The sequence below is a fragment of the Candidatus Pelagibacter sp. HIMB1709 genome (genome assembly GCF_052047635.1).
GTDB lineage: Bacteria > Pseudomonadota > Alphaproteobacteria > Pelagibacterales > Pelagibacteraceae > Pelagibacter.
This window is the reverse complement of the sequence record NZ_JBNAJW010000001.1, coordinates 763,426-777,159: the sequence shown is the minus strand read 5'-3', so window position 1 is coordinate 777,159 and position 13,734 is coordinate 763,426. Positions and strand designations below refer to the sequence as shown.

14 protein-coding genes are annotated in these 13,734 nt (G+C 26.5%); 7 read left to right on the top strand and 7 right to left on the bottom strand.

The features are described 5' to 3' along the window. Positions 1 to 121: 121 nt before the first annotated feature. Entirely contained in the window at positions 122 to 1,786 is a 1,665-nt protein-coding gene (groL, locus tag ACTTAR_RS04250) for a chaperonin GroEL (protein ID WP_075506444.1), read from the bottom strand. A gap of 23 nt (positions 1,787 to 1,809) precedes the next feature. Continuing rightward, positions 1,810 to 2,100 carry a co-chaperone GroES gene (gene groES / locus ACTTAR_RS04245; RefSeq protein WP_440681615.1) on the bottom strand — a complete coding sequence of 97 codons (291 nt, stop codon included), beginning with the start codon at positions 2,098 to 2,100 and terminating at the stop codon, positions 1,810 to 1,812. 130 nt (positions 2,101 to 2,230) lie between these two features. Between groES and ACTTAR_RS04240 the strand changes: the two genes are divergently transcribed. Genes ACTTAR_RS04240 through ACTTAR_RS04215 form a run of 6 tightly spaced genes read left to right on the top strand, consistent with a single transcriptional unit; the run spans position 2,231 to position 8,678 of the window. Beyond that, a complete protein-coding gene (locus ACTTAR_RS04240) occupies positions 2,231 to 3,049 on the top strand; it encodes a TIGR01459 family HAD-type hydrolase (protein WP_440681617.1) in 819 nt (272 codons plus the stop codon). Continuing rightward, complete coding sequence (locus ACTTAR_RS04235) at positions 3,043 to 3,963, top strand: bifunctional riboflavin kinase/FAD synthetase (RefSeq protein ID WP_440697793.1); 921 nt, start codon at positions 3,043 to 3,045, stop codon at positions 3,961 to 3,963. Before ACTTAR_RS04240 ends, ACTTAR_RS04235 begins: the two co-directional genes overlap by 7 nt. Beyond that, positions 3,963 to 6,692: an isoleucine--tRNA ligase gene (gene ileS / locus ACTTAR_RS04230; RefSeq protein WP_440697792.1), complete on the top strand. Its 2,730-nt coding sequence runs from the start codon at positions 3,963 to 3,965 to the stop codon at positions 6,690 to 6,692. The genes ACTTAR_RS04235 and ileS overlap by 1 nt, the downstream gene beginning before the upstream one ends. Continuing rightward, a complete protein-coding gene (gene lspA / locus ACTTAR_RS04225) occupies positions 6,692 to 7,183 on the top strand; it encodes a signal peptidase II (protein ID WP_440681620.1) in 492 nt (163 codons plus the stop codon). Before ileS ends, lspA begins: the two co-directional genes overlap by 1 nt. Beyond that, positions 7,183 to 7,512, top strand: coding sequence for a DUF3035 domain-containing protein (locus ACTTAR_RS04220; protein ID WP_440697791.1), 330 nt, complete (start codon positions 7,183 to 7,185; stop codon positions 7,510 to 7,512). The genes lspA and ACTTAR_RS04220 overlap by 1 nt, the downstream gene beginning before the upstream one ends. Then, positions 7,512 to 8,678, top strand: a complete 1,167-nt coding sequence (locus tag ACTTAR_RS04215; protein ID WP_440681622.1) for a glucose-6-phosphate isomerase — start codon at positions 7,512 to 7,514, stop codon at positions 8,676 to 8,678. The genes ACTTAR_RS04220 and ACTTAR_RS04215 overlap by 1 nt, the downstream gene beginning before the upstream one ends. Here the strand turns inward: ACTTAR_RS04215 and rsmD are convergent. After that, positions 8,675 to 9,238 carry a 16S rRNA (guanine(966)-N(2))-methyltransferase RsmD gene (gene rsmD, locus ACTTAR_RS04210; RefSeq protein ID WP_440697790.1) on the bottom strand — a complete coding sequence of 188 codons (564 nt, stop codon included), beginning with the start codon at positions 9,236 to 9,238 and terminating at the stop codon, positions 8,675 to 8,677. The genes ACTTAR_RS04215 and rsmD overlap by 4 nt on opposite strands. Next, positions 9,235 to 10,500 carry a phosphoribosylamine--glycine ligase gene (purD, locus tag ACTTAR_RS04205; RefSeq protein ID WP_440697789.1) on the bottom strand — a complete coding sequence of 422 codons (1,266 nt, stop codon included), beginning with the start codon at positions 10,498 to 10,500 and terminating at the stop codon, positions 9,235 to 9,237. Before purD ends, rsmD begins: the two co-directional genes overlap by 4 nt. A 23-nt stretch (positions 10,501 to 10,523) precedes the next feature. Here purD and ACTTAR_RS04200 point away from each other — a divergent pair, with 23 nt between their 5' ends. After that, positions 10,524 to 10,721, top strand: a complete 198-nt coding sequence (locus ACTTAR_RS04200; RefSeq protein WP_440681625.1) for a DUF2093 domain-containing protein — start codon at positions 10,524 to 10,526, stop codon at positions 10,719 to 10,721. A gap of 3 nt (positions 10,722 to 10,724) precedes the next feature. Here ACTTAR_RS04200 and ACTTAR_RS04195 read toward each other — a convergent pair whose 3' ends face one another. From ACTTAR_RS04195 to ACTTAR_RS04185, 3 genes are read right to left on the bottom strand one after another with little or no spacing between them, the layout of a single operon-like run. Continuing rightward, positions 10,725 to 11,579 carry a lysophospholipid acyltransferase family protein gene (locus ACTTAR_RS04195; RefSeq protein ID WP_440681626.1) on the bottom strand — a complete coding sequence of 285 codons (855 nt, stop codon included), beginning with the start codon at positions 11,577 to 11,579 and terminating at the stop codon, positions 10,725 to 10,727. Then, on the bottom strand, positions 11,566 to 12,498 hold the full coding sequence (gene lpxK / locus ACTTAR_RS04190) for a tetraacyldisaccharide 4'-kinase (RefSeq protein WP_440697788.1): 933 nt from the start codon (positions 12,496 to 12,498) through the stop codon (positions 11,566 to 11,568). The genes ACTTAR_RS04195 and lpxK overlap by 14 nt, the downstream gene beginning before the upstream one ends. After that, on the bottom strand, positions 12,495 to 13,733 hold the full coding sequence (locus tag ACTTAR_RS04185; RefSeq protein ID WP_440681628.1) for a 3-deoxy-D-manno-octulosonic acid transferase: 1,239 nt from the start codon (positions 13,731 to 13,733) through the stop codon (positions 12,495 to 12,497). Before ACTTAR_RS04185 ends, lpxK begins: the two co-directional genes overlap by 4 nt. Position 13,734: the final 1 nt, after the last annotated feature.

Below are 13,734 nucleotides of genomic sequence, written 5' to 3'. Positions count from 1 at the left end.
CATAAATTCTAAATTTGTTATAAAGTTTTATTCACAAAAACTTCATAACAAAATTTTGTTCAGTGTAAAAAAAAGGGCAGTAAAAACTGCCCTTTTTGAATTTTGATTTGGGTTGGAACGATTACATTCCCATTCCACCCATTCCACCCATGCCGCCCATACCACCAGGCATACCACCAGGCATTCCACCACCAGCAGCATCTTTTTCCTCAGGTTTGTCAGCAATCATCGCTTCTGTAGTTACTAATAATCCAGATATTGAAGCAGCATCTTGTAGAGCAGTTCTTACAACTTTAACAGGATCTATAATTCCTTTAGCGAACATATCGCAATATTCCTCGCTTTGTGCATCATATCCATGTGTTTTTTTATTTTGCTCTAACAATTTACCAACAACTACTGAACCATCTACACCAGCATTTTTAGTAATTTGTCTGATTGGAGCTTCAAGTGCTTTTCTAACAAGCTCTACCCCGGCTTTTTGATCATCACCTTTTGCTTTAACCTTATTAAGGTCTTGAGCAGCATAAAGTAATGCACAACCACCACCAGTTACAATACCTTCTTCAACTGCGGCTCTAGTTGCGTTCAAAGCATCTTCAACTCTATCTTTTCTTTCTTTAACTTCAACTTCAGTTGCACCACCAACTTTAATTACAGCAACTCCGCCAGCTAGTTTTGCAAGTCTTTCTTGAAGTTTCTCTCTGTCATAGTCAGAAGTTGTTTCATCAATTTGTTGTTTAATTGAAGCACATCTTCCTTCGATATCAGATTTTTTTCCACTTCCATTAACAATGGTACTGTTATCTTTATCTACTTTAACTTTCTTACAAGAACCTAGATCATCAAGTTTAACATTCTCAAGTTTAATTCCTAAATCTTCAGAAATAACCTGACCTCCAGTTAAGATAGCAATGTCCTCAAGCATTGCTTTTCTTCTATCACCAAAACCAGGTGCTTTTACAGCAACAACTTTTAAACCACCTCTTAATTTGTTTACAACTAAAGTTGCTAAAGCTTCTCCTTCAACATCTTCAGAAATAATCATTAATGGTCTACCTGCTTGAACAACAGCTTCTAAAAGAGGAACCATTGGTTGTAGGTTTGTTAATTTTTTTTCATGTAAAAGAATGAATGGGTTATCTAACTCAGTAGTCATTTTATCACTATTAGTAATAAAGTAAGGTGATAAATATCCTCTGTCGAACTGCATACCTTCAACAACATCTAGTTCAGTTTCAATCCCTTTATTTTCTTCAACTGTGATAACACCTTCGTTTCCAACTTTTTGCATTGCTTTTGCAATCATTGTACCAATTTCTTTATCACCATTTGCAGAAATAGTTCCAACTTGTGCTATTTCATCACTATCTTTCACTTTTTTAGCAGATGCTACTAAGTTTTCTTTTACAACTTCAACTGCTGCATCAATTCCTCTTTTAACATCCATAGGATTCATTCCAGCAGTCACATATTTTACACCTTCTCTAACAATAGCTTGAGCTAATATAGTTGCAGTAGTTGTACCGTCACCAGCTTCATCATTCGTTTTGCTAGCTACTTCTTTAACCATCTGCGCACCCATGTTTTCGAACTTATCTTCAAGATCAATTTCTTTAGCAACAGAAACACCATCTTTAGTAATTCTAGGTGCACCATAAGATTTATCCATTACTACGTTTCTTCCTTTTGGACCTAAAGTTACTTTAACAGTGTCAGCCAAGATATTTACTCCTCTAATCATAGCTGCTCTTGCTTCAGCATCAAATTTAACAACTTTTGCCATTTTGTTTTCTCCTTTAAATTAAATTACTTACTTGAAATACCCATAATGTCAGACTCTTTCATTATGCTATATTCTTTGCCATCTATTTTGACTTCAGTTCCTGACCATTTGCCAAATAAAACTTTGTCACCAACTTTAACATCCATTGGGATCACTTTTCCATCCTCAGTTTTTGCTCCACCACCAACGGCAACAACTTTTCCTTCTTGAGGTTTTTCTTGTGCTGTATCAGGTATAATTATTCCACCAGCAGTTTTTTCGCTGCTGTCTAATACTTCGATTAAAACTCTGTCATGTAACGGTTTAAATTTCATAAATCTCCTTAAAATTTCTATATAAATATGACCCTCATATAGATATTTCATAAACTATTTCAAGATAGGAGAATTCATTAATGCTAATTAAGCTAGGAAAATCTAAATATTATGGTTTATAGGTACAATAATGACTAAAAATTTAGACTTAGAGGGCCTAAAATCTATCGTAGATAATTATGAGCTTTTTTACATAGATTTGTGGGGCGTCATTCACAATGGAATCTCATTACATAAAGAGGCGATTGAAGTTTTGTACGAATTAAAGAAAAAGAGTAAAGATTTTGTACTTTTAACTAACGCTCCTAGACCCAATGATACAGTAAATAAATTCTTGGAAAAAATGGGAATGAAAGAAGATTTAACAGAGCATGTTTTTACTTCAGGAGAGGCTGCGCTAAACTTTTTAAAGAAATCATTTAAGTCAAAGAATTTTTATCACATAGGACCACCTCGAGATTTTGATTTATTTAATGAGTTTAAAAACAACAAATCCACTGAACTGAAAGAAAGTGAATATTTACTCTGTACTGGGCTATTTGAAGAAAATGAAAATGATTTAAATTACTACAAAAACTTATTTGAAGAACATATTGATAAAAAAATGATTTGTACCAATCCTGATTTAATTGTTGATCGTGGAAATATTAGAGAATTATGCGCTGGGTCAGTTGCTATGGTTTTTGAAAAAATGGGAGGAGAGGTAATTTATTTTGGAAAGCCTCACCCTGAAGTATATAATCAATCTATTAATAATGTCGGTAAGAAAGTTTTGGCAATTGGTGATAATTTAAATACTGACATTAGAGGCGCCAACTTATTAAATTACGACTCTCTATTAATCTGTAATGGCATACACAGAGAAGAAATAAGAAATAGTGGAATAGCAGAAGTTTCAAGAGAATATGAGAGTATTGTGAATTTTACTCAATCTGAATTAAAATGGTAAAAATATATAAAAATTTTAACATAAAAAATCTACATAGAAAATCTATTATTTTAATTGGTAACTTTGATGGTGTTCATTTGGGACACCAGAAATTATTTAAATTAGCACAATCATATAAAAAAAAATATAAATTAAAAATTGGTGTAATTAATTTTAATCCGATGCCTAAGATGTATTTCAATAAATCTCTAAAAAATTTTAAAATAACTTCTGTAGATCAAAAATTAAAATTACTAAAAGACTTAAAAGTAGATTTTATTATAACTAAAAAATTTAATAAGAATTTTTCTAAAGTTAAATCAATTAATTTTATTAAAGAAATTTTATTTAAAAAACTTAATTGTAAATTTATATTTGTAAGCAATAACTTTAGATTTGGTTTTAAAAGAGAGGGAGATGTTAATTTATTAATCAATAATGAAAAAAATTATGATTATAAAGTTATTAAACCCACACCTCTTATAAAAAATAAAAAAACTGTATCATCAACATTGATTAGAACTTTTTTAGAGAACGGAAACTTAGATAAAGCAAATAATTTTTTAGGAAGATCATGGACAGTTGATGGAATAGTTCAAAAGGGGAGGCAAATTGGAAAAAAAATTGGTTTTCCGACATGTAATATAGATATTAAAGACTACGTTTTAGCTCAACCGGGTGTTTATGCTGTAAGAGTTTTAAGAAAAAATAATAACAAACAATTAAAAGGGATAGCAAATTTAGGTTACAGACCTACATTTAATCAAAGAAAGATCTTATTAGAGGTGCATTTATTTAATTTTTCTGGAAATCTATATAATAAGCACTTATCAGTGCAATTTTTAAAGTTTATAAGAAAAGAGAAAAAATTTAAAAATGTTATTCAACTTAGAAACCAAATTAAATCTGATCTAAAAATTGCAAAAGAAACATAATGAGTAAAACCGAAATTAATCTTCCAAAAACAGCATTTTCGATGAAGGCAAATCTCCCAATAAGAGAGCCAGAAATCTTAGATTATTGGAACAAAATTCAACTATATGATGAATTAAGAAAATCTAGCAAAGGTAATGAAAAATTTATTCTGCATGATGGTCCACCATATGCGAATGGAAATATTCATATGGGAACTGCTCTTAATAAGATTTTAAAAGACATAATTGTAAAATTTCACCAAATGGATGGAAAAGACTCAATTTATGTGCCTGGATGGGATTGTCATGGTTTACCAATTGAATGGAAAATTGAGGAGCAATACAAAAAAAATAAAAAAAATAAAAATGAAGTTCCAATAGTAGAATTTAGAAAAGAGTGCAGGTCATTTGCTGAAAAATGGATTGAAATACACAAAAGTCAATTTAGGCGATTAGGTGTTGTTGGTGATTGGGAAAATTATTATTCAACAATGAGTTTTGATGCTGAGGCACAAATTGTTAGAGAACTAGGTAAGTTTTTAAAAGAGGGAAGTTTATATAAAGGATTTAAACCTGTTCTTTGGTCAACAGTTGAAAAAACTGCTCTAGCAGATGCAGAGGTTGAATATCAAGATCACAAATCTGATACAATTTATACATCATTTCAAGTTAAACATTCAGAGATAGAAGATTTAATTGGATCAGATGTTGTCATTTGGACAACAACCCCTTGGACAATTCCTGCCAATAAAGCTTTAGCTTATAATGAGTCGTTAGATTATGTTTTAATTGAAATTAATGATGATGGTGATTTTCAAAATAGAAAAATAGTAATAGCTGATGCTTTATTAGAAAATGTAATTAAAGAATGTGAAATAAAAAATTACAAAAAAATTAAATCATTTAAAGGAAAAGAATTTAAAAACACTATCTGTAATCATCCATTTATTCAACTTGGATATGATTATGATATTCCAATGTTGGAGGCAAGATTTGTTACTACAGAGCAAGGTACAGGTATTGTTCACTGCGCACCTAGTCATGGACCTGATGATTTTAATTTATGTTTAAATAATGGAATGAAAGCAATAGAGACAGTTGATGGTGATGGAAAATATACTGATAATGTAAAATTATTTGAGGGAATTCATATTTTTAAGGCAAATCCAATTGTAATAGAAAAATTAAAAGAGCAAAAAAATCTTTTAGCTAATGGAGAATTAGTTCATTCTTATCCTCATTCGTGGAGATCAAAAGCACCTTTAGTTCATAGAGCCACCCCACAATGGTTTATATCTATGGAAAGTCATAATCTAAGAGAAAAGGCATTAAAAGCTATTGATGAAACAAATTTTTATCCAAGCAAAGGTAAAGAAAGATTAAAATCAATGATAGAAACTAGGCCTGACTGGTGTGTGTCGAGACAAAGGGTTTGGGGTGTTCCGCTTCCAATTTTTATTCATAAAAAAACAAATGAAATTCTAATAGATGATGAGGTAAATGAGAATATTGCCTCTATTTATGAAAAAGAGGGTTCTGATTGTTGGTTTTCAGACGATCCTCAAAGATTTTTAGGAAATAAATATAAAGCAGAAGATTATAAAAAATTAAGTGATATTGTAGAAGTCTGGTTTGATAGTGGTTCAACGCATTCCTTTGTTTTAGAAAAAAGAGAAGATTTAAAATGGCCAGCATCAATGTACCTTGAAGGTTCTGATCAGCATCGAGGATGGTTTCATTCATCTTTACTAGAATCTTGTGGGACAAGAGGTAGAGCTCCTTTCGAATCTATTTTATCTCATGGTTTTGTCGTAGATGGTAAAGGTTTAAAAATGTCAAAATCTTTGGGGAATGTAATAGCTCCAGAAGATATTCTAAAAAAATATGGTGCTGATATTTTAAGAATTTGGGTAGCTTCATCTAATTATTCTGAAGATTTACGAATTGACTACTCAATTCTTGATCAACACGCTGATTCTTACAGAAAAATTCGAAATACATTTAGATATTTATTAGGAAATATAAATGACAATTTTGAAACAATTGATTTTGAAAAAATAGATTTGAATGCTTTGCCAGAATTAGAAAAATACATGCTTCATAAAATTTATAATTTAAACTTAAAATTTAAAAAATATTTTCAAAATTATGATTTCCATAATTTATACAAAGAACTTTTAAATTTTTGTACAGTTGACCTTTCTGCATTTTATTTTGATATTAGAAAAGACACTTTGTATTGTGATAATAAGGATTCAGCTAAAAGAAGATCTACAATTTTGCTATTAAACATAATCTTAAATTCACTTTTAAGATGGTTTGCTCCTATATTATCTTTTACTACAGAAGAAATTTACAGACTTTTGTTTAAAGATAAAAAAAGTATTCATTTAGAAAAATTTTTAACTTTTCCTGATCACTTCCAAAATGAGGAATTAGAGAAAAAATGGAATGAATTAATAAATATCAGAAATATCTGTAACATCAGTATTGAAGAAAAAAGAGCCAGTAAAGAAATTGGGTCTAGTTTAGAAGCAGATCTTAAAATTCAATTAGATCAAAAATTAAAAAATGTAACCAATGATATTGATTTTTCTGAAATATGTATAACATCAAATGCTGAGATTTCTTTTAAGGAGAATTCAGAGATAATTGTTGAAACCTTTAAAGCTAAAGGTACCAAGTGTTCAATTTGCTGGAAAATAAATGAAACTGGTTGTGGCAGATCTGTTTGTCCCCAAAGTTCTTGATGAAATTAATACAAAACAACAAAAAGTTTTACTTAAATTTATCAATTGTTTTCTTTGTTTATATCTTAGATCGCATTACAAAGATTTATATACTTCATTTGACTCAAAATAATTTTGGAAGTGAGATATTTTCATCTAAATATCTGAACATTTTTCCAATTTGGAACAGAGGTATATCATTTGGCCTATTATCTTTTGATAAGATGAATTTGTATCATTTTTTAAGTTTTTTTATCTCAGTTATAATTTTAATCTTGATAATCATGGCGATCAAAAATCAAGGATTTAAAAGGTTGTTACTATTGATAATTATAGGAGGTGCTCTTGGAAATTTATACGATCGTATACGATATAATGGAGTATTAGATTTTATAGATTTTCATGTAGGAAATTTTCATTGGTTTATTTTTAATGTATCAGATATATTTATAACTGTGGGTGTAATTGGAATGATTCTTTTAGAACTAGCTACAAATAAAAAACAAAATTGATGAAAAAAATTAAAATTTATCTTTTCCTTATACTTGCTACGATAATTTTAAATAATTGTGGATCTGTTAAAGATGCAATGGATCCCCAAAGAAAAAATAATACTGATGAATTTTTAGTAGAAAAAAAATCACCACTTTCAATGCCACCTGATTTTGAAAAGTTACCAATACCCAAAAGTGAAAAGGTAGTTGAAAACGAAAATGAAGAAAATAATTTAAAAAAATTAATTGTTAACAATCAAACCAATAATTCTGATATTTCTAGCGACAGTGAGGAAAGTGTTGGAAATTTTGAAAAATCATTAATAGAGAAAATTAAAAACAATTAATGTTAAGTAGAAATATTAATTTTATTAATTTTAAAATTAAAAAAATTAATAAAAAAAATAATAAAAAAATTCATTTAAAATTAAAATCAATTTTAAAAAATAATGATGGAGTAATTCAATCCTTAAGAAAAACTTATAAAGACAATTATAGTTTTAAAAATCTTAGATCTTTAAAAAAAAACTTTGATTATAGAATCATAGGTATGGGCGGATCTACTTTAGGTGCTCAGGCAATATACGATTTTTTAAGACAAAAAATTAATAAAAAATTTTTTTTTGTTGATAATCTTCAATCAAAACCAAAAACATTATCAAATAAACCATTTAATAATTTAGTAATATCTAAATCAGGTAACACAATTGAAACTATTGTTAATTTTAATACTCTAATAAAAAAAAAAGACAAAAATCTAATAATTACAGAAAATAAAAATAGTTATTTGAAACAACTTGCTAATCAGCTCAAATGTGAAGTGGTTAATCATAATAATTATATTGGTGGAAGATATTCGGTATTATCAGAGGTAGGGATGCTTCCATCAGAATTGATGGGTTTAAAGCCAGAAAAGTTTAGACAATTAAATAATTTAATAAAAAATAAAAAGTTTATAGATGCTTTAATAACTAATGTATCCAGTGTTATTTTTTATTTAAAAATTAAGAAATTTAACTCCGTGATAATAAATTATGACGAGTCTTCTACTAATCTATTTAACTGGTACCAACAATTAGTGGCTGAGAGTTTAGGTAAAAAAAAGCTAGGTATTTTGCCAATAGTATCAAATATGCCTAAAGATAATCATAGTGTTATGCAGCTTTATTTAGACGGATTTCAAAACAATTTTTTTACATTTTTTTTTGTGAAAGAAAAAAATTCTATAAAAATAAGAAATAATACAATTTTATCAGATTACGAATATTTAAAAAATAAAGATTTAAATAAAATTATGTATGCCCAAAAGAATGCAACAGAAAATGTATTTAGAAAAAAAAATATTCCTTTTAGAAGTTTTGAAATCAATAAACGAGATGAAATAAGTTTAGGAGAGCTTTTTTGTTTCTTTATTCTTGAAACAATTTTAATTGGCAAATGTTTAAATATAAATCCTTTTGATCAACCAGCAGTTGAGCTTATTAAAAAAGAAACAAAAAAAATTTTAATTTAAGAAATATTACAAAATAATATTTTTGAAATCCCATATTTTTTTTCTTCTAAAATATTAATTTGATTTGGTAAACTATCTATCTGTTTTTTATGTCTGTGAATTATAATTATTCCATTTTGTTTTAAAATTTTTTCATTTATTAAAAATGACAATAACTCATTTAATTCTTTTTCTTTATAAGGTGGATCTAAAAAAATAATATCAAATTGTTTCTTTAATTCTTTTAGATTTAAATTATTAAAAATATTTTTTTCACTTATAAAATAATTTGAAACCGATTTTAAGTTTGCTAGATTTTTTTTTAATATGGGTAATATTCCATCATAATTTTCTACAAAAGTTACAAATTTTGCTCCTCTTGATATGCACTCGATGCCAAAAGAACCTGTGCCTGAAAAAAGATCTAGTATCTCTGAATTTTCAAGATTTATTGTAAATTTATTTGAGTGTTTAATGATGTTAAAAATTGATTCTTTGGTTAAATCTTTTAAGGGTCGAGTATTTAAATCATTTGGCTCTAAAATTTTTTTTCCTTTAAATTTTCCTGAGATAATTCTCATTTATCAATTACTTTAAATGCAATATCTTTTCTATAAAAACCTTTATTCCAATCAAGTTTTTTCAAGTTTTCATGTATATTTTTTCTTGCGTCTGTTAAATCATCTGAAAGTGAAATAAAATTCAATACCCTTCCTCCTACAGCTAAAATATTGTTTTCTTTTTTTTCAGTTCCAGCATGAAATAAATAATTATTTTCATTTAAAATTAGTTTCTCAAAATTATTAATTTTAATATTTTTTTCATAATTATCTGGATACCCTTTAGAGCACAAAACTACGCATAAGCTTTGTTTTTTTTTCCAATCAATTATTGTTTGCTCTAATTTTTGTTCAACACATGCCTCAACGATATCTAATAAATCTGCGTTCAACATAGGTAGTATTGTCTGACACTCTGGATCACCCATTCTTACATTGTATTCGATAAGATATGGTTCGTTATTTACAATCATCAGCCCAGCATATAAAAAACCTTTATAATTTGTGCCTAATTCATCAAGACCTCTTAAAGTAGGTTTAATAATTTTGTTTAATATTTTATTCTCCAATTCCTTATTTATTAATCTTGATGGAGAATATGCCCCCATACCCCCTGTATTTTTGCCAGTATCACCTTCACCTACACGTTTATGATCTTGAGCTGTACCAAAGTTTTTTATAGTTTTTCCATCACTTATAATGAAGTAGCTCATCTCTTCACCATCTAAAAACTCCTCAATTAATATATTTTTAGCTTTACCAAATTTTCCATCAAATATTTCATCAACAGCAATATTTGCTTCTTTTAAATTTTTGGATATGTAAACACCTTTTCCAGCAGCAAGATTGTCAGCCTTAATAACAATAGGAAAATTAACATTTTTTAGGAAATTTTTTGCATCCTCAATATTTTCAAAAACTCCAAAATTTGCAGTAGGTATATTAAATTTTTTACAAAGATTTTTTGTAAATATTTTTGATCCTTCTAATTGTGAAGCAATTTTATTTGGACCAAATACTTTTATAAAACGCTCCTCTAAAAAATCTACTATACCATCTACTAAGGGTTGTTCAGGACCAACTATTACTAAATTGATGCCTTCTTGTTTTATAAATTCATAAACTTGCTGAAAATTATTTATGTTTATACTTAAATTTTTTGCAAAATCTGAGGTACCAGCATTTCCAGGTAAACAATAAATTTTTTTAATTTTTTTTGATTTAGATATCGAATGCGCTATTGCATGTTCTCTTCCACCACTTCCTAAAATTGCAATTTTCATATATTTATTTATATATCTTATAAATGAAAAATAAATTAGCTAAATTAAAATATTTACCAAATAATTTTAGTATAATTGAGGAAGGTGATCATGTTATTTGCGCTATCTCAGGAAAAAAAATTTTACTAGAAAATTTAAATTATTGGAATGTTGATGCTCAAGAGCCATACTTTTCTTATAAAGAAGCTTCTATTAAAAGAGAAAGAGACAATACAAAATAACTATTATTCTTTCCATCTGTCATGCGACCATATCCACTGATCTACATTTTTAAGAATCATTTTTTCTAAAACAACATTTAAAAATAAAGTTATTTCTTTAATTGATTTAGTTTTTTTAATTTTAATTGGCTGAGACACATACATCTTAAAATAGTTATTTTTATTTCTTTCAATATAAATGGGCACAACATCACAATTATATTTTTTAATTAATTGAGCGGGTATTGTAGTTGTTGTAGCTAAATTATTAAAAAAATTTATCTTTTCTCCTTCTCTTACTCTTTGATCAATCATTAGGGCAATTGATTTTCCTTGTTTTAAGTTTTTAATTATCTCTCTTGTTCCAGCTCTTCCCTTTTTAATTTGAGTTTTGCAAATATCCCTAGTTCTGATTTTTTCCATTAACTTATTTAAAAATGGATTATTTAAAGGTCTATATAAAGCGGCACATTCAATACCAGAATTTTCAATTTGCATTGCCATAAGTTCAAAATTATTGAAATGACCAGACACAAAGACTACTGTTTTCTTATTTTTTTTAATGTTTTCAAGATGTTCAGCACCTTCAATAGAAATATATTTTTTTAATTTATTATTTTTAAAGTCTTTAAGATGAACATATTCTGCAAGTATTCTTCCATAATTACCAAGAACATTAGAAGCTATTTTATTTTGATTTTTATTAATACCAGCTTTTTCTAGATTACTGATTATTAATTTTTTAGATCTAAAAACAGGACCTAAATACTTGCCAATAATATTTCCTAAATCTGAAGACTTTTTAAATCCTAAAATTTTGAAAATGAAAAAAAAAATACTAATAAAGAAATATTGAAGGAAATGATTAAATTTTTTCATCTATATTAAGTAAAATTTTCTTTAATTTATTTAAGTTATTTATTTTAAGTCTTGTTTTTAAAAAAGTAATATTTTTTTTCTGCTTTTTATGTAACCTTAAATAATCTTTTTCAGTTGTAATAATACTTAATCCTTCCTTTTTTGCTAATTTTTTCATTTCATTAATGTCTTTATCTAATATTTGATAATGATCAGGATAGATAAATTTTCTTTTAACAATGAACTTAAGTTTAGACAAAGTGCTTTCAAATTCATGTGGGTTTCCAATACCACAAAAAATAAGAAAATTTTTTTTTGTATTAATTTTTTTTAAATTTGTTGGAAAGTATTTTCCTTCAAAAATATTTATATTTTTATTTATAAATTTTAATTTTTTAATTAGCTTATTGTTCTTATTTTCTCCATTAATAAATATTAAATCACAATTATTAATTTCATTAAAACTCTCTCTTAAGGGACCGGATGGTAGAACCATTCCATTTCCAATTCCCTTTTTTGAATTAAAGCATAATATTTTTAAGTCATAATAAATATTTTTTTGCTGAAAACCATCATCTAGTATCGCTATTTCAAATCTTTTTTTTTCAGCAATATTTAAAGAATTTGATCTACTATCAGTTGAAATTATTTTGCCTGAATTTTCTAAAAGTTTTATTTCATCTTTTTGATCTAAATAATTTTTTTTAATAAAAACTGTTTTATATTTTTTTTTTAAAATATTGTGTATTTCAATTGCCAAAGAAGTTTTTCCTGTTCCACCAACATATATATTTCCAATACAAATAGTTTTAATTTTGAATTTTTTTTTTGGAAGAATTTTTTTTAAAAAGTTAAAAAAATAAACAACTAAAGATAAGGGTGAAAGAAGAAAGGAAATAAAATTTTTATCCTGCCAAAATTTTGGTTCATTTAATTTCATTTTATATATTTATTTATGTAAATCATATTTCCATTTAGTATTTTTTCACCAATTTTAATTATTTTAGTTTTATTTAGATTTGAAATTTTTTTGTTTAATTTTTTTTCAATAATTTTTTGGATTTTACTAATATTTGATGTGGTAGTAGACATATTATTTTTAGACAAAAATTCGTATATTTCTTTAAAATTTCTAATATTTGGACCATTTATAATGTAGTTTCCTAATCTTGATGGTTCTAATGGGTTTTGTCCTCCATGATTAATAATCGAACCACCCATAAAGCAGACGTTGCTTAAATTATAAAATTTCGATGCTTCTCCATAAGTATCCACTATATAGATATCTGTATTTTTTTTTATATCTGTATTTGAGGAATGTTTAATAATCTTTAGTTCATCAGTTTTTATTTGTTCTATTATTTTTGTGACTCTATTTATATGTCGAGGAATTATTACAGTAAGTAAATTTTTTTGTTTTCTTTTAATATTTTTATGCAATTTAGAAATTATAATTTCTTCTCCTTCATGTGTACTTGCAGCACACCAAACTTTAAAATTTTTAAATTTATTTTTTAAAAATTTTTTATCTTTGTTTTTAACTTTGCTTAAACCATAATATTTTAAGTTTCCAATAAATTTAATTTTATTTACACCAAGTTTTTTGAGGAAATTTTTTGTTTCTAAATTGGAGGGAAGGGCAAGTGATATATTTTTAAAAACTGATTTAGAAAAGTTTTTAACTAAGGACCATCTTTTGAAACTTCTATTTGTAATTCTACCATTTAATAATATGACTGGAATGTTGTTTTTTTTTAGATTTTTAAACATATTTGGCCATATTTCAGAATCTACAAAAAAAGTAGCTTTAGGTTTCCAATATTTAATAAACTTTTTATTGAGAAAATTAGTATCTATTGGAAAATATTTATGAACTATTTTTTTAAATTTATATTTTTCGAATATTGTTGCTGAACTTATTGTAGAAGTTGTAACAATAATTTGATCAATTTTTTTATCTTTTTCTAAAATTTTTAGTACAGGTATGATGCTCATTAGTTCACCAACACTGACCGCATGAAACCAAATAGATTTTAAATTATTTTTTTTAGAGTAAATGCATAACTTTTCTTTAAATCTTTTTGGATCTTCTTTACCTTTTAAGATTCTTACTAATAAGATAATGGGGGAGAGTAAAAAGACTATATATAAAAAAAAATTATAAACAAAATACATT